This window comes from Caulobacter sp. Root655 (assembly GCF_001427665.1).
In the GTDB taxonomy this organism is placed as follows: domain Bacteria; phylum Pseudomonadota; class Alphaproteobacteria; order Caulobacterales; family Caulobacteraceae; genus Caulobacter.
Genome location: NZ_LMHC01000004.1, coordinates 1 through 16,784, shown reverse-complemented (window position 1 = coordinate 16,784; position 16,784 = coordinate 1). Strand labels below are relative to the sequence as shown.

Genomic DNA, 16,784 nt, shown 5'->3' with positions numbered 1-16,784 from the left:
GGGAGAGGGTTCACGAAAAGCCGACCCCTTCTCCCTCACGCCTCCACGTCGCACCGATATCGCTGCGGTCCATGACCCCAGCCGATCCTCGCCCCCTCGCCAACCATCACATCGCCGTCCTGCTGGGCGGCCCCTCCGCCGAGCGCGAGGTCAGCCTGGCCACGGGCGCGGCCTATATTGCCGCCCTCCAGCGCCTCGGCGCCCGGGTGACCCCCGTCGACCCCGGCCGCGACCTCGCCCAGGCTCTCACCACCCTGGCCCCTGACCTCGTCTTCAACGCCCTGCACGGGCGCTGGGGCGAGGACGGCCGGGTGCAGGGGGTGCTGGAAGTCCTGGGCCTGCGCTACACCCATTCGGGCGTCCTGGCCTCGGCCCTGGCGATGGACAAGGCCCGGGCCAAGGCCGTGCTGGCGGCCGCCGGCGTCACCGTGCCCGGCGGCGGCCTGTTCGACCGCCACGAGGTCGCCCGCGACCATGTGATGCAGCCGCCCTATGTGGTGAAACCCAACGCCGAGGGATCGTCGGTCGGGGTGTTCGTCGTGCGCGAAGGCGCCAACGCGCCGCCGCGCGAACTGGCCGCGCCGGACTGGACTTTCGGGGAAAGGGTGATGGTCGAGCCCTACATCCCCGGGTTGGAGCTGGCGGTCGCTGTCCTAGGCCAGGCAACGGGTCCGAGGGCCCTGGCGGTCACTGAAATCCGTCCGTCCACAGGTTTCTACGACTACGCCGCCAAGTATTCGCAAGGTGGATCGACCCACGTTATTCCAGCGCCAATCCCGAACGCAGTAAGGGACCGGGCGATGCATATGGCGGAGCTTGGCCATGCAGCTCTTGGTTGCCAAGGTGTGACCCGATGTGACTTCCGTTATGACGGAATTAACGACCTTCTGGTCCTTCTAGAGGTCAATACGCAGCCTGGCATGACACCCACTTCGCTCGTTCCCGAGCAGGCGGACCACGTCGGGGTCTCGTTTGATCGTTTAGTGTTTTGGATCGTGGAGGACGCTTATGCCCGCGGTGATGCGGGGGGGATCGCGTAAGCCTACGCGCCCCCGGGCCGAAGCGCCCGCAAGTCCGAACAAGGGCCGGTCGGCCGCGCGCAACTCCGCGCCGCCGACGGGGAAGCTGCACGCCGCGCGTGGCGGTGTGGGCGTGTCGCCGCGGTTGGCCCTCGGCGTGGCCGGCGCGGCCCTGCTGATCGCCCTGGTCGCCACCCTGGCCACCGGCCATCGGATGGAACGGCTGGGCGCGGCCTTCGGGCGCGGCGTCGACGGCCAGTTCGCCGACCTGGGCTTCAAGCTCAAGGCCGTGCACATCGAAGGCGCTTCGCCGATGGCCAAGGCCGACATCATGAACGCCACGGCGCTCTACCAGGACCAGCCCACCCTGGGCATGGACCTCGAGGACCTGCGGGCCCGCGTCGAGAGCGTGGGCTGGGTCAAGACCGCCAAGGTCGTGCGCCTGCTGCCCGACACCGTCTCGATCACCATCGAGGAGCGCCCGGCCCTGGCCGTCTGGCAGCATTCCGGCGCGATGCGGGTAATCGACGGCGAGGGGCGCATCATCCGCGAGGCCGACGCCGCCCGCTTCCCGCAACTGCCGCTGGTGGTGGGGCAGGGGGCCGACCAGGCCGCCGGCGCCATCCTGCCGGCCGTCAATGCGCGGCCCCGGCTGCGGGACCGTCTGGAGGCCCTGGTGCGCGTCGACGACCGCCGCTGGGACCTGCGTTTGAAAGATGGTTCGCTGATCCAGCTGCCGGCCATTGACGAAGAGTCCGCGCTGATTCAATTGGATCAACTCGATCAACGACAACGAATCCTCGATCTCGGCTTCGCGCGTATCGACCTGCGCGATCCCGAGATGGTGGCCGTGAGGCCTCGTGACACGGTGCTGCCCGGGCAGCCCGTGGCCGGCGGGGCCTGAAGATGAACCATGGGCGTGAGGTGTCTCTAACGATGTCGCGACTGGATGACCGGAAACAGGCCCGCGAAGGCCTGAAGGCGACGCTGGTGCGTCAGCCGGCGGTCGCGGCCGTCGACCTCGGCGCGTCCAAGGTGACCTGCTTCATCATGAAGCCGGACGGCATCCACCGCGACAACCGCACCCTGACCACCTCCGGCGTCGGCTATGTGCAGTCGCGCGGCGTGCGCGGCGGGGCGATCGTCAATCTGGACGAGGCCGCCCAGGCCATCGCCCAGGCCGTCGAGCGGGCCGAGACCGTGGCCGGCGTCAACGTCCAGGGCGTTTCGATCTGCACGGCCGGCGGCCAGCTGGCCAGCCATCGCGTCACCACCCAGGTGTCGCTGGGCGCCCGGCCGATCGCCGACGGCGACCTGTCGCGCGCCATCGCTTCGGCGCTGGCCCAGGTCCGCATTCCCGGCCGCAAGCCGATCCACCTGCTGCCGATCGCCTGGTCGGTGGACGGCCAGAAGGGCGTGCGCGATCCGCGCGCCATGTTCGGCCGCGCCCTGGGTCTGGAGCTGCTGGTCGTCTCGATCAACGAGAACGTCTTCCACACCCTGGCCCACTGCGTCGAGCGGGCCCACCTGTCGTTCGAGGGCGTGGTCGCCGCGCCCTTCGCCTCGGCCCTGGCGGCCCTGGAAGAGGACGAGATGGACCTGGGCGCCGTCTGCATCGACATGGGCGGCGGCTCGACCTCGGTGGCGGTGTTCAACCAGGGCGCCCTGTGCCACGTCGACAGCCTGGCCGTCGGCGGCGGGCACGTGACGCAGGACATCGCCCGCGGCTTGCAGACCTCGGTCGCCGGCGCCGAACGCATCAAGACCCTGCACGGCAGCGCCATCGCCTCGGCCAACGAGGACCGCGAGATGATCGAGGCCCCGCCGCGCGGCGACGATCCGGGCGCCGGTCCGGTCATCGCACCCCGCAGCCTGCTCAAGGGCATCATCCAGCCGCGCGTCGAGGAGACGCTGGAACTGCTGCGCGAGCGCCTCAAGGCCTCGGGCGCGCCGGTCGAGCCGGGCGCCGGCATCGTCCTGACCGGCGGCGCCAGCCAGCTGGCCGGGGTGCGCGAAGTCGCGGTGCGGGTGTTCGACCGTCCCGTCCGCCTGGGCCGTCCGCGCCGGGTGCCGCACCTGGCCGACGCCGCGTCGGGTCCGGCGTTCTGCGCCGCCGCCGGCGTGCTGCACCGCTCGGCCTTCGGTCCGCGCGAGGTGGTCTCGCCCAAGGCCCTGGCCGGCGCCGCGATCCGCAAGCGTCCGATGGACCCCAACGCCAGCCCGGTCGCCAAGGCCGCCGCCTGGCTGCGCGACAATCTGTAGGTTTTTGGATTCAAAGACGGTTGTCATCCCGGACGAGCCTGGCGACAGCCGGGCGCAGATCCGGGACCGCCGGAAGCGCTGAGCTCAGGCGTCGGTCCCGGATCTGCGCGCTCCGCGCTTGTCCGAGATGACAACGATTTTGATGACCCGCACCCTCCATCAAGCTCGGCTGAGTCGCGCCGATCTGGACCCGACTGTAAATTTCTGTGACCGCGCGAATTTTCTCGTCTTGCCGGCAAAGGGCAAGAATTGCGGTCAAGTGTTAACAGAATTTAAGCATAAGCCTTAAGGATCTAAGTGTCGGAAACACCTAACAGTGTAGTTTCGGGCCCTGCGAAAACAGGGTTTCGGACGGCTTTTTCGGTCAGCGGCGTTCCGTCGCACAGCCTCTTCGGCTAGGTTCGGGAAGTCGAGGAAACCCTGCGATTCCTTGGGATAACTGGATTTTTTCCCCTCTGCGGGGGTCGACCGAGGGCCGACTCAGCTTATGCAGTTAACCACCGATTAAGGTTGGTGGTTGTTCTGTTAACCCGATCGTCGAGATGACTCCCGGCGGTGTCTGCTCGGTAGTTGACGAATTCGGCGTTTAGGACGCGAGGGTCCCATGGCTATTTCTCTTTCCGCGCCGCGTACCACTGAACTGAAGCCACGTATCGTGGTGTTCGGCGTCGGTGGCGCAGGCGGCAATGCTGTCAACAACATGATCGAGGCTGGCCTCGAGGGTGTTGAGTTCGTGGTGGCCAACACCGACGCGCAGCAACTCCAGTTCGCCAAGACCGACCGTCGCATCCAGCTCGGCGTGCAAGTGACCCAGGGTCTGGGCGCCGGCGCTCACCCCGAAGTCGGCATGAGCGCCGCCGAGGAGAGCTTCCCGGAAATCGGCGAGCACCTCGACGGCGCGCACATGGTGTTCATCACCGCCGGCATGGGCGGCGGCACCGGCACCGGCGCGGCCCCGATCATCGCCAAGTGCGCTCGCGAACGCGGCATCCTGACCGTCGGCGTGGTCACCAAGCCCTTCCACTTCGAAGGCCGTCACCGCATGCGTCTGGCCGACGCCGGCATCGGTGAACTGCAGCGCTATGTCGACACCCTGATCGTCATCCCCAACCAGAACCTGTTCCGCGTCGCCAACGAGCGCACGACCTTCGCCGAAGCCTTCGGCATGGCCGACCAGGTGCTGCACTCGGGCGTCCGCTCGATCACCGACCTGATGGTCCTGCCGGGCCTGATCAATCTCGACTTCGCCGACGTCCGCACGGTCATGACCGAAATGGGCAAGGCGATGATGGGCACCGGCGAGGGCACCGGCGAAGACCGCGCCCTGATGGCCGCCCAGAACGCCATCGCCAACCCGCTGCTGGACGAAGTCTCGCTGAAGGGCGCCAAGGCCGTGCTGGTCAACGTGACCGGCGGCATGGACATGACGCTTCTTGAAGTCGATGAAGCGGCTAACGCGATCTCGGATCAGGTCGACCCGGAAGCCAACATCATCTTCGGCGCCGCCTTCGATCCGTCGCTGGACGGCGTGATCCGCGTGTCGGTGGTCGCCACCGGCATGGACGGCGCCTCCATCGCCCAGATCGAGCCCAAGTCGGTGTCGCGCAACACCACGGCCCAGCCGCTGGTGGTCGAGACCGCCCGCCCGGCCCCGCAGGCCCAGCCGGCCCCGATCACCGCCGAAGCCGGCCGTCCGGGCATGCGCTACGAGCCGCGCCCGATTGAGCGTCCCGTCCAGACCGCGTCCTACGCGCCGGAACCGGCCTATGAAGAGCCCGCCCCGACCGCCGCCGCGCAGGAAGACCTTCGCTTCGAAGAGCCGGTGATGGAAGCCGCGCCCGAGCCCTATGTCGCGCCGGCCCCGCGCGTCACCCGCATCGTCGACCCGATGGTCGCCGAAGCCGAGGACGAGCCGCTGTACAGCGAAACCTACGAAGACCGCCGCGCCCAGAAGTCGGGCGGCTGGATGAGCCTGTTCGGCGGTGGCCGTCAGCAGCGCTACGAGCAACCGGCCGCCCAGCAGCAGCGTCCGGCGACGGGCTCGGCCCGTCCGGCCCTGCAACCGCTGGACCAGCCGCAGGCCGACGAGGGCGAGGATCTGGAGATCCCGTCCTTCCTGCGCCGGCTGGCCAACTGAAAGTTCCGATAAGTTTAGTGGCGTACCAGTAAGCGTAAACGAGACGCCCGGGGTGAGAGCCCCGGGCGTTTTGCTTTGATCCTGGTCACGCTCCGTCCGCTCAGGAGGCCGGCCGGACCCGGATGCCGATGATGACAGGCCAAGTGGAGCAACCGCTCAACGTGAGCATCACCTGATCGCCGCGGGCGTAGGCGGTCAGCAGCATCGACGTGAACATGTCGTGCGACTGCGCATCGGGTGTGACGATATAGATTCCCGCCGACGGGCACCCATCGGGATTTTCCATCGGAGCGGAAACCTGCACGGAGAACATGGGAACGGTCCAGCCGCCGCTGATCTCGGTGATTTTCGCCCAGCCGACTGTACCGGTGGCGTTGGCCGTCGCGGCGAAGCCCAGGGTGAAGGCCAGGACCGCCGCGAAGGTCGATATGCGTTTCATCGTGTTCTCCAGATCTCGACGTCGAGCTTCGAGTTTGCCGGTCGATCGTCGATCTGAAGCTTAGCTGTGTAGGCGATCGATTCTCAGAACCCATTTCGTCTCTGGATTGTGGCGCGGCAATTCGTGCTTCGGGGACAGGCGCATGCGCCTGTCCCCAGCCGCTAGTGGGCCTTGGCGGCCGCGTCGGCGGCGGCGTCGGCCTTTCGCTTGGCGACGCCCGCGGCGTCGGTGGCGCTGTCGACGGCCTTGTCAGCGGCCGCGGTCGTCTTTTCGGCGGCCTGGTCGGCGGCGGCGCCTGTCTTGTCCATCGCCTTGTCCGTCGCCTCGGCGGTCTTGTCGGCGGCCGCGTTGACGTTGGCGGCGGTGTCCTGGGCGGCCGAGGCGGTCGCGGTGGCGGCCTGGTCGGCGGCGGTCTTGGCGTGTTCCTCGGTCTTCGGCGAGCAGGCCATCAGCGACAGGCCGGCAAGCGAAGCGGTGATCATCAGAGCAAGGCGCATGGGGTTTTCTCCGTGGGTGGCGGGACGTTGGTCGGCCCGGCGGTGTCCAAGGCTCGGTTTGGCGCTTGGTGTCGTCGAGGCGATCGGGCCTCTCGGTCTCAACGCCCAGGAACGGACTATGGCTCCAGCTTGAGGCGGGCGACGGATGGGGGGCCTCAAGCCTGTGTCCCCGGTCGCGCAATCTCGCTAGTCTCGTCACATCCTGCCAGGCGATCCGGAAAAACGGTCATTATGAAGCTCACTCGCGCCGATCGAAAGATCCTCGAGATTCTGCAACAGGACAGCGGGGTCACCAATGTCGAACTGGCCGAACGGGTGGGGCTGTCGCCCAGCCCGTGCCTGCGGCGGGTCAAGCAGCTGGAGGCCTCGGGGTTGATCAGCGGCTATGTGGCGCTGCTGGACCGCCGCAAGGCCAGGCTGGACCTGCTTGCCTATGTCGAGGTGCAGGTCGACCGCCACAGCGAGACCGCCGCCGAGGGCTTCAAGGAGGCGGTGCTGCGCGAGCCCCTGGTGGTCGGCTGTCACGCCATGACCGGCGGCTACGACTACCTGCTGCGGGTGGTGGCCCCCAATCTCGACGCCTATGCCGAATTCACCATGAAGCGGCTGCTGAAGATGCCGGCGGTCAAGGACATCCGGTCCAGCTTCGTGCTGGAGACCATCAAGGACGCCACGGCCCTGCCGCTGGATTACCTGGAATAGGGGGCGGAGCGGGCCAGACGATTGGAACGTTCATCAAGGGCGGTTAGCGAACCTGTGGTCCTCGTGATAAGACCCCCGCCCCTCGTGAAGGCGGCTATGCTGCACGAGGCTGTCAGGCGTTAGGAGAAGCCCAAATGAGCAGGGTTCTGGTTATCGGCGCGGGCGGCGTCGGTTCGGTCGCGGTCCACAAGATGGCGATGAACAGCGACGTTTTCTCGCACATCACGCTGGCGAGTCGCCGCAAGTCCAAGTGCGACGCCATCGCGGAGTCCGTGAAACAGCGCACCGGCGCGACCATTGATACGGCGCAGCTGGACGCCGACGATGTGGGCGCGACCACGGCGCTGATCCGGGCCGTGAAGCCCGGGGTCGTGGTCAATCTGGCGTTGCCCTACCAGGACCTGGCCATCATGGACGCCTGCCTGGCGGCCGGCGTGAACTATCTCGACACCGCCAACTACGAGACGCGCGAGGAGGCCAAGTTCGAATACAGCTGGCAGTGGGCCTATCAGGACCGCTTCAAGGCCGCCGGGCTGATGGCCCTGCTGGGCAGCGGCTTCGACCCGGGCGTGACCTCGGTGTTCGCCACCTATACCAAGAAGCACCTGCTGGACCGGATCGACACGCTCGACATCCTGGACTGCAACGGCGGCGACACCGGCCTGCCGTTCGCCACCAACTTCAATCCGGAAATCAACATCCGCGAAGTGACCGCGCCCTCGCGGCACTGGGAAAACGGTCAATGGATCGAGGGGCCGGCGCTGTCGCACAAGCAGGTCTTCGACTTCGACCAGGTCGGCCCGAAGAACATGTACCTGATGTACCACGAGGAACTTGAGTCCCTGGCCAAGTTCTATCCGGAGATCAAGCGCATCCGCTTCTGGATGACGTTCGGCGACTCCTACCTCAAGCACCTGGACGTGCTGCAGAACGTCGGCCTGACGCGGATCGACCCGGTGATGTTCCAGGGCCAGGAGATCATCCCGATCCAGTTCCTCAAGGCCCTGCTGCCCGAGCCGTCCTCGCTGGGCCCCATCACCAAGGGCAAGACCAATATCGGCACCATCGCCACCGGCGAGAAGGACGGTCAGGCCAAGACGGTCTACGTCAACAACGTCTGCGATCACGAGGAAGCCTACGCCGAGACCGGCAACCAGGCTGTCAGCTACACGACGGGCGTCCCGGCGATGATCGGCGCGGCCCTGATGCTGACCGGCCAATGGAAGGGCGCGGGCGTCTTCAACATGGAGCAGCTGAATCCCGATCCGTTCATGGACATGCTGAACCGGCACGGGCTGCCCTGGCAGGTCCGCGACCTGGCGGCCCCGCTCGCCTTCTGATCGGCTCAGGACATGGAAACCAAGGCGGCCGGCCCCGGCGCATTCGCACGATTTGACCTGAACCGCGTGCCCTCGCCCTGTTTCGTGGTCGATGAGGCCGCGGTGCGGCGCAATCTGGCCATCCTCAAGGACGTGGGCGACCGGGCGGGCGCCAAGGTCCTGCTGGCGCTCAAGGCCTTCTCGATGTGGTCGCTGGCCGACCTGGTCGGCGAGTATCTCGACGGCGTCTGCGCGTCCGGACTGTGGGAGGCGCGGCTGGCGCGCGAGCACTATCGCGGCGAGCTGACGACCTATTCGCCCGCCTACCGGCGCGAAGACCTGCCCGAGATTCTGCGGCTGTCCGACACGGTGATCTTCAATTCACCCGACCAGATCGCCCGGTTCGCCGAGGTGATCGCGGCGGCGCGCGACCAGGGCGAAACGTTCGAGATCGGGCTGCGCCTGAATCCCGAGCACAGCGAGGCCGAGGTGGCCAAGTACGACCCGTGCCAGATGGGTTCGCGGCTGGGCTATCCGGTGTCCCAACTGCGTCCGGAGCATCTGGATGGGGTCGACGGTTTGCACATCCACGCCCTGTGCGAGCAGGGTTTCGAGCCGCTTCAGCGGATCTGGGCATCGCTCGAACCGAAGCTCGAGGGGATGCTGGCCCAGGTGAAATGGCTCAATCTCGGCGGCGGCCATCACATCACCCGGGCCGACTATCAACGCGAGGACCTGATCGCCTTCCTGGCCCAGGTTTCCAAGCGCCACGGCCTTGAGGTCTATCTCGAACCCGGCGAGGCGATCGCCCTGGACGCGGGCATCCTGGTCGGCGAGATCCTCGACACCTTCGACAATTCGGTGGCCGTCGCGATCACCGACATCTCGGCGACATGCCACATGCCCGACGTCATCGAGGCGCCCTACCGGCCGGCGATGCTGGACGAGGGCGAAGCGGGCGTCGTGGTCAGGATCGGCGGCCCCTCCTGCCTGGCAGGAGACATCATCGGCGACTACATCTTCCAGGCCCGGCCGGTCCCGGGCCAGCGCATCGCCTTCCTGGATCAGGCCCACTATTCGATGGTCAAGACCAACACCTTCAACGGCGTGCCGCTGCCGGCCATCGCGCTATGGAACAGCCAGACCGACGCCCTGAGGCTGGTCCGACAGTTCGACTACACGGACTTTCGCGACCGTCTTTCCTGAGCGGTTCCGCATGTCCCCAACTGTAACCGGGCGCGAATCCCCTTCGTTGTCATCCCGGGCGTAGCGAAGCGAAGACCCGGGACCCAGGGGCCGTGCGCACCGCCCCTGGGTCCCGGACAGCCTCTGCGAGGCTTCCGGGATGACAACTTGATTTGTCGACATCAAAGCCCGAACTTGCGGCACGTTTTAGCATAATATGACCGTTTGTGGGTCGACAACGGTCATCATCGCCACACACCGTCGCCACGAACGTCCTATCCTGCCGCGTCCCTGGTTCGCGGAGCGTTGGCGCATGCTTGTTGTCGATCAAAAGTCCCTGTCGCCGGCCGTCGTTTCGCCCGTGCGTCCGGCCCTGGAAGGCGTCAGCGCCTACAAGGCCGGCATGACCCTGGCCGAGGCCGGTCGCCTGGCGGGGCGCACCGACCTGTCCAAGCTGGCCAGCAACGAGAATCTGCTGGGCTGCAGCCCCAGGGTCGCCGACGCCGTCCAGGCCGCCCTGGCCAGCCCGGAAATCTATCCCGACCCCTATTGCGAGACCCTGCGCGCCGCGATCGGCGCGCGGCTGAAGATCGATGCGGGCCGCATTGTCATGACCCCGGGTTCGGAAGCCCTGATCGACTACCTGTTCCGCGCCGTGCTGCATCCGGGCGACAGCATCCTGCTGAGCTCGCCGACCTTCCCGGCCTACGAAATCTTCGGCCGCTGCGCCGAGGCCGTGTTCATCGACGTGCCGCGACTGGCCAATTTCGACCTCGACGTCGAGGCCTTCAAGGTCGAGGCGGCCAAGGGCCCCAAGCTGCTGGTGCTGTGCACGCCCAACAACCCGACCGGCAACGCCCTGTCCGGCGTCGACATCGGCGAGATCCTGGCCGTCACCCCGCGCTCGACCGTGGTGTTCGTCGACGAGGCTTACCGCGAATATCACCAGGCCTTCGACACCCTGGCCCTGCTGAAGGCCTGGGGCGGGACCTGGGTGTCGGGCCGCACCTTCTCCAAGGCCTATGGCCTGGCCGGCATGCGGGTGGGCTACGGCATCTGCTCGTCGGTCGCGATGGTCGGCTACCTGGACCGCATCCGCCCGCCGTTCAACGTCACCGCCATCAGCCAGGCCGCTGCCCTGGCCGCCTGGGACGACCAGGAGCATCTGGAGCGCACTGTCGCGCTGACCATCGCCGAACGCGGCCGGGTCGAGGCGGTGCTGGACGCCATGGGCGCCCCGCGCACCAACAGCGCCGCCAATTTCGTCTTCCTGCGCAGCCCGGCCGGCGCCGAAGCCACGGCCACGCGTTTGTTGTCGGAAGGGCTTATCGTGCGCCCCACGCCGGTGCCCGGCGGCTGGGTGCGGATCACCATCGGCCGCCCCGCCGACAACGACCGCCTGATCGCCGCCTTGCCCGCCGCTCTCGCTCTCTGACTTCGGAGCCCGCCATGACCATCAACGCGCAAAACCCCCTCGGCCTCCACGGCTTCGAGTTCGTCGAGTTCACCAGCCCCGATCCGGCCGCCATGAAGGCCCTGTTCGAGCAACTGGGCTTCGTGGCCGCCAGCACCCACCCGACCAAGGCCGTGACTCGCTACAAGCAGGGCCGCATCAACCTGTTGGTCAACGAGGAACAGACCGGCCAGGTCGCCGAGTTCCGCGCCGCCCACGGCCCGTCGGCCAACGGCATGGCCTTCCGGGTCGAGGACGTCGACCAGGCGCTCGCCGAAGCCCTGAAGCGCGGGGCGGTGGCGGCCGACGCCTCCAAGACCGTGCTGGGCGAGGGCGCCAAGGTGCTGGAAGGCATCGGCGGCTCGATGCTGTACCTCGTGGCCGGCGAAGGCTCGATCTACGACAGCTGGACGCCCGTGCCCGGCGCGGCGGAAGCCGAAGCGGCCAACAATGTCGGCCTCGACCTGCTCGACCACCTGACCCACAACGTCAAGCGCGGCCAGATGCGCACATGGTCGACCTTCTACCGCGACGTCTTCGGCTTCGAGGAGCAGAAGTATTTCGACATCAAGGGCCAGGCCACCGGCCTGTTCAGCCAGGCGATGATCGCCCCCGACAAGGCCATCCGCATCCCGCTCAACGAGAGCCAGGACGACCAGAGCCAGATCGAGGAGTTCATCCGCCAGTACAACGGCGAGGGCATCCAGCACCTGGCCCTGACCACGCCCGACATCTACGACACGGTCGAGCGGCTGCGAGCTCGCGGCGTCAAGCTGCAGGACACCATCGAGACCTATTACGAGCTGATCGACAAGCGCGTGCCGGGCCACGGCGAGGACGTCGAGCGGCTGCGCAAGAACCGCATCCTGCTGGACGGCAATGTCGGCGAGGAAGGCCTGCTGCTGCAGATCTTCACCGAGAACCTGTTCGGGCCGATCTTCTTCGAGGTCATCCAGCGCAAGGGCAATGAAGGCTTCGGCAACGGCAACTTCCAGGCCCTGTTCGAGAGCATCGAGCTGGACCAGATCCGCCGCGGCGTGATCACGGTCGAGGCATAGGCTTCTTCTGAATTCCCCTTCCTTGTCATCCCGGCCGAAGCGTAGCGTAGAGCCGGGACCCAGGGGCCACCGCATTGCGCCGGCCCCTGGGTCCCGGACAGCCTCTGCGAGGCTTCCGGGATGACAACGACAATGATGGCCAGAGGGTCACGGAAACGCTGATGGACCTCCACTACCAATCCGGCTTCGGCAACCACCTCGCCACCGAGGCCGTGCCCGGCGCCCTGCCGGTCGGCCAGAACTCGCCGCAGACGCCGCCGTTCGGGCTCTATGCCGAGCAGCTGTCGGGCACGGCCTTCACCGCGCCGCGCCACGAGAACCGCCGGTCCTGGCTCTACCGCCTGCGGCCCAGCGCCGGCCACGGCCCCTATGCGCCCTATGCCCAGGAGCGCCTGAAGAGCGGCCCGTTCGACGCCGCCGCCCCGACCCCCAACCGACTGCGCTGGGACCCACTGGGGCTTCCCGCCGAACCCACCGACTTCGTCGACGGCCTGGTGACCCTGGCCGGCAACGGCGACGTCGCGACCCAGCAGGGCATGGCCACGCACCTGTACCTGGCCAACCGCTCGATGACCGGCCGGGTGTTCCAGAACGCCGACGGCGAGCTGCTTATCGTGCCGCAGCAGGGGAGCTTGCGTCTGGTCACCGAGCTGGGCCTGATCGACGTGGCTCCCGGCGAGGTCGCGGTGATCCCGCGCGGCGTGCGGTTCCGGGTCGAGGTTTCCGGCCCGGTGCGCGGCTATGTCTGCGAAAACTACGGCCAGGCCTTCCGCCTGCCGGAACTGGGGCCGATCGGCTCGAACGGCCTGGCCAACAGCCGCGATTTCCTGACCCCCGTCGCCGCCTTCGAGGACGTCGACGCCCCGACGCAGGTGATCCAGAAGTTCCAGGGCGGGCTGTGGGCCGGGACCTGGGACCACAGCCCGCTGGACGTCGTCGCCTGGCACGGCAACCTCGCGCCCTACAAGTACGACCTGGCCCGGTTCAACACCATCAACACGGTCAGCTTCGACCACCCCGACCCGTCGATCTTCACCGTCCTGACCGCGCCCAGCGAGATCCCCGGCACGGCGAATGTCGACTTCGTGATCTTCCCGCCGCGCTGGATGGTGGCCGAGCACACCTTCCGGCCGCCGTGGTTCCATCGCAATGTGATGAGCGAGTTCATGGGGCTGGTCACCGGCGCCTATGACGCCAAGGCCGGCGGCTTCTCGCCCGGAGGAGCCAGCCTGCACAACGCCATGAGCGATCACGGCCCCGACGTCGCCAGCCACAAGGGCGCGACGGAGGCGCAACTGAAGCCGCACAAGATCGACAATACGCTGGCCTTCATGTTCGAGAGCCGCTGGGTGATCCGCCCGACGAAGTTCGCGCTGGAGACTTCTGAACTTCAGGCCGACTATGACGCGTGCTGGACGGGCTTTCCCAAGGCCAAGCTGCCTTAGGAAACCAGTCTGCCTTAGGTCAACGACAACAAAGAGGAAGCGCCCATGAAGCTCGCGTCTCTGAAGGGCGGCCGCGACGGCCGGCTGGTGGTGGTCTCCAACGACCTGGCCTGGTTCACCGATGCCGGAACGATCGCCCCCACCCTGCAAGCCGCTCTCGACGATTGGGAGCGCTGCGAGCCGATGCTGCGGGCCCTCGCCGAAAGCCTCGAACACGCCGGCGTGCCGCGCGAACGGTTCCACGAGCACGAGGCCGCCAGTCCGCTGCCGCGCGCCTACCAGTGGGTCGACGGCTCGGCCTATGTGAACCATGTGCAGCTGGTGCGGCAGGCCCGTGGGGCCGAGATGCCCGAGAGCTTCTGGACCGACCCGCTGATGTACCAGGGCGCCTCCGACGGGTTCCTGGGGCCGCGCGACGCCATCCCGCTGGCCGACGCCGCCTGGGGCGGCGACCTGGAAGGCGAGGTGGCGGTGGTCACCGGCGACGTGCCGCTGGGCGCGACCCGCGACGAGGCCCTGGCGGCGATCCGCCTGGTGATGCTGGTCAACGACGTTTCCCTGCGCGCCCTGATCCCGGCCGAGCTGGCCAAGGGCTTCGGCTTCGTGCAGTCCAAGCCGGCCAGCGCCTTCTCGCCGGTCGCCGTCTCGGTGGACGCCCTGGGCGACGCCTGGAAGGGCGGCAAGCTGTCGGGCGCGCTGCTGGTCGAGCTGAACGGCAAGGCGTTCGGCCGGGCCGACGCCGGCGCCGACATGACCTTCGATTTCGGGACCCTGGTGGCTCACGCCGCCAAGACCCGCGCCCTGGCGGCCGGCACGATCGTCGGCTCGGGCACGGTGAGCAACCGCGGCGCCGACGGCGGCCCGGGCAAGCCGGTGGCCGAGGGCGGCCTGGGCTATTCGTGCCTGGCCGAGGTCCGCACCGTCGAGACCCTGCAGACCGGCCACCCCAAGACCCCGTTCCTGAAGGCCGGCGACACCGTCCGCATCGAGATGCGCGACGCCAGGAGTCACACGATCTTCGGCGCCATCGAACAGACGGTGGCCGCCTCCTGATGAGCGACGCGCCGGGGGAGGTCGCTCTGGGCCGTGTCTGGACGACGCCCGCCGGCGTCAAGCTGGGCCCGCTCGACCAGATCGCCGACCCCGGCGCCCGAAACTATGTCCTGCAGATCGGCGACAAGCGTTTCCACGGCTTTGTCGTGCGGCGCGGCGGCGCGGCGTTCGGCTATGTCGACCGCTGCCCGCACGCCGGCCTGCCGCTGGCCCAGGTGCTGGACCGCTACCTGACCGAGGACGGCGGGCTGATCGCCTGCTCCTGGCACGGGGCGCTGTTCGAGCCGGAGACCGGCGTCTGCGTCGGCGGACCCTGCGTCGGGGCGCGGCTGTCGCCGTGGCCGGTGACGGTCGAGGACGGGCGGATCGTCACGACCTGACCGCCTCCGTCACTCGCTCCCGGTGTGGAAGTAGTTGACCAACTCGGTGGGGTCCCAGCTGTTGCAGGTCCCCGTGCCGTAGACGATGATCGGCTTGCGCATGGCGTAGGCCGAAAGCAGCACCGCCAGCATGCCCTGGTCCAGCGGGTTGGTGAGGTCCAGGACCCATCGGTTCGGCTGATTGGCGGCGGCGCAACTCGGCAGCGCGGTTCGGCCGTTGCCGCCCGTGACCTGGAAATAGACATACCCGCCGTGGACCGGGGCCACGTAGCTGATATAGCCCCAGTCCGTGGTGGAGGCGCGCGCGACGCCGGCCGTCGACATCATCAGGATCGCGATCGCCAGCCCGCTCAGAATCTTCGTCATCCGCACTCCCCCGTCTAGGTGGGCAAAGCTTGAGTATGGCCGCGGCCATCGTCAAGGTTGTACACGGCCTGGATGACGTTTCGCCCTGATTGGAAGCAGGCGCTGGCCTGCACGAAAACTCCACGCCGCTTCGGCCGTGCGTGGAAACCCGGGCCACGAACGCGTGAAGCGGCGCGCCTACTCTGTCTCGACAGAACAGGAGCCCGACCCATGCCTTACGACCAGATCCAGGTGCGCGACTACGCCGTGGTCATCCTCGCCGGCAACGACGAATGGACCTGGCAGGTGATGGATTTCGACGCCCGGATCGCCGCCAGCGGTCTGGCGCCGGACCGCGAGAGCGCCTGGCGCAGCGGCCTGTTCGCGGCGGGCGCGGTCGGGGCCCTGGCGAGGATCGGCCGGCGCGGCTAGAGCATTTTCGAGCGAAGTGGATACCGGTTCGCGTGAAGAAAATGCGCAAAACAAAAAGTCCAACGCCCAAAAGAAAGGCCGCCTTCGCAGGAGAGCAGAAGACGGCCAAAGTCGCATAGGAGGAAACGCCCAGAAGGGCTGAGACCTCTATAGCCGAACCTAGCAAACGTGACAACGTTGTCATGTGATTTATTTCGTGCGGCGCGGAAAAGCGTCGTTTCGACCGGTCGCGACGGGTTGGCGCGGCCGGGCCGGGTCGCCAAGTTCGCGGAACCGTCAGAGGAGCCGTCACCTTGAGTCTGAATCTGCGTCTCGCCTCGCCCGAGGACCTGCCCGCCCTGCGTGAGCTGATGAACGCCGCGATCGGCGAACTCCTGACACCGTTCCTGCCGCCGGACGAGGTGGCCGCCTCGTTCGAGATCATGGGACTGGACAGCCAGCTTGTCGCCGACGGCACCTATTTCGTGGTCGAGCATGACGGGACTCTGGCCGGCTGCGGCGGCTGGAGCCGGCGGGCGACGCTGTTCGGCGGCGACCACTCGGCGGGTCGCGACGCGGCCCTGCTGGACCCGGCCCGCGACGCGGCCAGGGTGCGGGCGATGTACACTCACCCCGACCATGTCCGGAAGGGCGTTGGGCGGTTGATCCTCGACGCCTGCGAGGCGGCGGCGGCGGGGGAGGGCTTCACGCGTTGCGAGATGGCCGCGACCCTGGCCGGCGAGCCGCTCTACCGGGCTTGCGGCTACCAGCAGATCGAGCGGTTCTCGGCCTCGACCTCGCGCGGGGTCGAGGTGCCGCTGGTGCGAATGGGCAAGGCGCTGCCGGGGACCAATCCTCAATAGAAAAAAGAGCGGGCCCCAATAGAAAAGGGGCAGGTCCGAAGACCCGCCCCTCTGACGCTTACTCGGTACGCTCAGGCTTAACGGAACAGGCTGAGGATCGACGAAGACGACTGGTTGGCGATGGAGAGCGCCTGGATGCCCAGCTGCTGCTTGGTTTGCAGCGACTGCAGCTTGGCGCTTTCCTTGTGCAGCGACTGCAGCTTGGCGCTTTCCTTG

The 16,784-nt window shown here is 67.6% G+C and carries 18 protein-coding genes and 1 pseudogene; 15 read left to right on the top strand and 4 right to left on the bottom strand.

Annotated features, from left to right (window positions below):
- The first annotated feature begins 71 nt into the window (after nt 1-71).
- The 4 genes from ASD79_RS06515 (at nt 72) to ftsZ (ending at nt 5,418) form a co-directional block, all read left to right on the top strand.
- Nucleotides 72-1,040: a D-alanine--D-alanine ligase gene (locus ASD79_RS06515; RefSeq protein ID WP_056720238.1), complete on the top strand. Its 969-nt coding sequence runs from the start codon at nt 72-74 to the stop codon at nt 1,038-1,040.
- The gene (locus tag ASD79_RS06510) at nt 1,009-1,923 is read left to right on the top strand and encodes a cell division protein FtsQ/DivIB (protein WP_056720237.1); all 915 of its coding nucleotides are present in this window, start codon (nt 1,009-1,011) and stop codon (nt 1,921-1,923) included. The genes ASD79_RS06515 and ASD79_RS06510 overlap by 32 nt, the downstream gene beginning before the upstream one ends.
- A gap of 32 nt (nt 1,924-1,955) precedes the next feature.
- A complete protein-coding gene (gene ftsA / locus ASD79_RS06505; RefSeq protein WP_056720236.1) occupies nt 1,956-3,281 on the top strand; it encodes a cell division protein FtsA in 1,326 nt (441 codons plus the stop codon).
- Nucleotides 3,282-3,885: 604 nt separating this feature from the next.
- Nucleotides 3,886-5,418 carry a cell division protein FtsZ gene (gene ftsZ, locus ASD79_RS06500; protein WP_056720235.1) on the top strand — a complete coding sequence of 511 codons (1,533 nt, stop codon included), beginning with the start codon at nt 3,886-3,888 and terminating at the stop codon, nt 5,416-5,418.
- A 100-nt stretch (nt 5,419-5,518) separates the two neighbouring features.
- Here the strand turns inward: ftsZ and ASD79_RS06495 are convergent, their stop codons facing one another.
- Nucleotides 5,519-5,857 (bottom strand): hypothetical protein, encoded by a 339-nt coding sequence (locus tag ASD79_RS06495; protein WP_056720234.1) that lies wholly within the window; start codon nt 5,855-5,857, stop codon nt 5,519-5,521.
- 161 nt (nt 5,858-6,018) lie between these two features.
- Entirely contained in the window at nt 6,019-6,354 is a 336-nt protein-coding gene (locus ASD79_RS06490) for a hypothetical protein (RefSeq protein ID WP_156400398.1), read from the bottom strand.
- A 231-nt stretch (nt 6,355-6,585) separates the two neighbouring features.
- Here ASD79_RS06490 and ASD79_RS06485 point away from each other — a divergent pair, with 231 nt between their 5' ends.
- From ASD79_RS06485 to ASD79_RS06450, 9 genes and pseudogenes are all read left to right on the top strand, one after another.
- Nucleotides 6,586-7,056, top strand: a complete 471-nt coding sequence (locus ASD79_RS06485) for an Lrp/AsnC family transcriptional regulator (RefSeq protein WP_056720232.1) — start codon at nt 6,586-6,588, stop codon at nt 7,054-7,056.
- 134 nt (nt 7,057-7,190) lie between these two features.
- Entirely contained in the window at nt 7,191-8,396 is a 1,206-nt protein-coding gene (locus ASD79_RS06480) for a saccharopine dehydrogenase family protein (protein ID WP_056720231.1), read from the top strand.
- Nucleotides 8,397-8,408: 12 nt separating this feature from the next.
- On the top strand, nt 8,409-9,581 hold the full coding sequence (locus ASD79_RS06475) for a carboxynorspermidine decarboxylase (protein WP_056720230.1): 1,173 nt from the start codon (nt 8,409-8,411) through the stop codon (nt 9,579-9,581).
- Nucleotides 9,582-9,873: 292 nt separating this feature from the next.
- Nucleotides 9,874-10,995: a histidinol-phosphate transaminase gene (locus tag ASD79_RS06470; RefSeq protein WP_056720229.1), complete on the top strand. Its 1,122-nt coding sequence runs from the start codon at nt 9,874-9,876 to the stop codon at nt 10,993-10,995.
- Between the two features lie 14 nt (nt 10,996-11,009).
- Nucleotides 11,010-12,071: a 4-hydroxyphenylpyruvate dioxygenase gene (gene hppD / locus ASD79_RS06465; RefSeq protein ID WP_056720228.1), complete on the top strand. Its 1,062-nt coding sequence runs from the start codon at nt 11,010-11,012 to the stop codon at nt 12,069-12,071.
- Nucleotides 12,072-12,082: 11 nt separating this feature from the next.
- Nucleotides 12,083-12,196: pseudogene (locus ASD79_RS24935) on the top strand (hypothetical protein); the annotation flags it as partial.
- A gap of 36 nt (nt 12,197-12,232) precedes the next feature.
- Nucleotides 12,233-13,516 (top strand): homogentisate 1,2-dioxygenase, encoded by a 1,284-nt coding sequence (gene hmgA, locus ASD79_RS06460; protein ID WP_056720227.1) that lies wholly within the window; start codon nt 12,233-12,235, stop codon nt 13,514-13,516.
- A 45-nt stretch (nt 13,517-13,561) separates the two neighbouring features.
- Entirely contained in the window at nt 13,562-14,569 is a 1,008-nt protein-coding gene (locus ASD79_RS06455) for a fumarylacetoacetate hydrolase family protein (RefSeq protein ID WP_056720226.1), read from the top strand.
- Entirely contained in the window at nt 14,569-14,949 is a 381-nt protein-coding gene (locus ASD79_RS06450) for a Rieske (2Fe-2S) protein (protein WP_056720225.1), read from the top strand. Before ASD79_RS06455 ends, ASD79_RS06450 begins: the two co-directional genes overlap by 1 nt.
- 9 nt (nt 14,950-14,958) lie before the next feature.
- On the opposite strand, the gene ASD79_RS06445 is transcribed toward ASD79_RS06450, so the two are convergent.
- On the bottom strand, nt 14,959-15,315 hold the full coding sequence (locus tag ASD79_RS06445; RefSeq protein WP_056720224.1) for a hypothetical protein: 357 nt from the start codon (nt 15,313-15,315) through the stop codon (nt 14,959-14,961).
- Nucleotides 15,316-15,525: 210 nt separating this feature from the next.
- Here ASD79_RS06445 and ASD79_RS06440 point away from each other — a divergent pair, with 210 nt between their 5' ends.
- The gene (locus ASD79_RS06440) at nt 15,526-15,726 is read left to right on the top strand and encodes a hypothetical protein (RefSeq protein WP_056720223.1); all 201 of its coding nucleotides are present in this window, start codon (nt 15,526-15,528) and stop codon (nt 15,724-15,726) included.
- A gap of 350 nt (nt 15,727-16,076) precedes the next feature.
- Nucleotides 16,077-16,568 (top strand): GNAT family N-acetyltransferase, encoded by a 492-nt coding sequence (locus ASD79_RS06435; RefSeq protein ID WP_235524349.1) that lies wholly within the window; start codon nt 16,077-16,079, stop codon nt 16,566-16,568.
- A 77-nt stretch (nt 16,569-16,645) separates the two neighbouring features.
- On the opposite strand, the gene ASD79_RS23770 is transcribed toward ASD79_RS06435, so the two are convergent.
- Nucleotides 16,646-16,784: flagellin (locus tag ASD79_RS23770; protein ID WP_255356966.1), on the bottom strand; the 139-nt coding region annotated here is incomplete at its 5' end.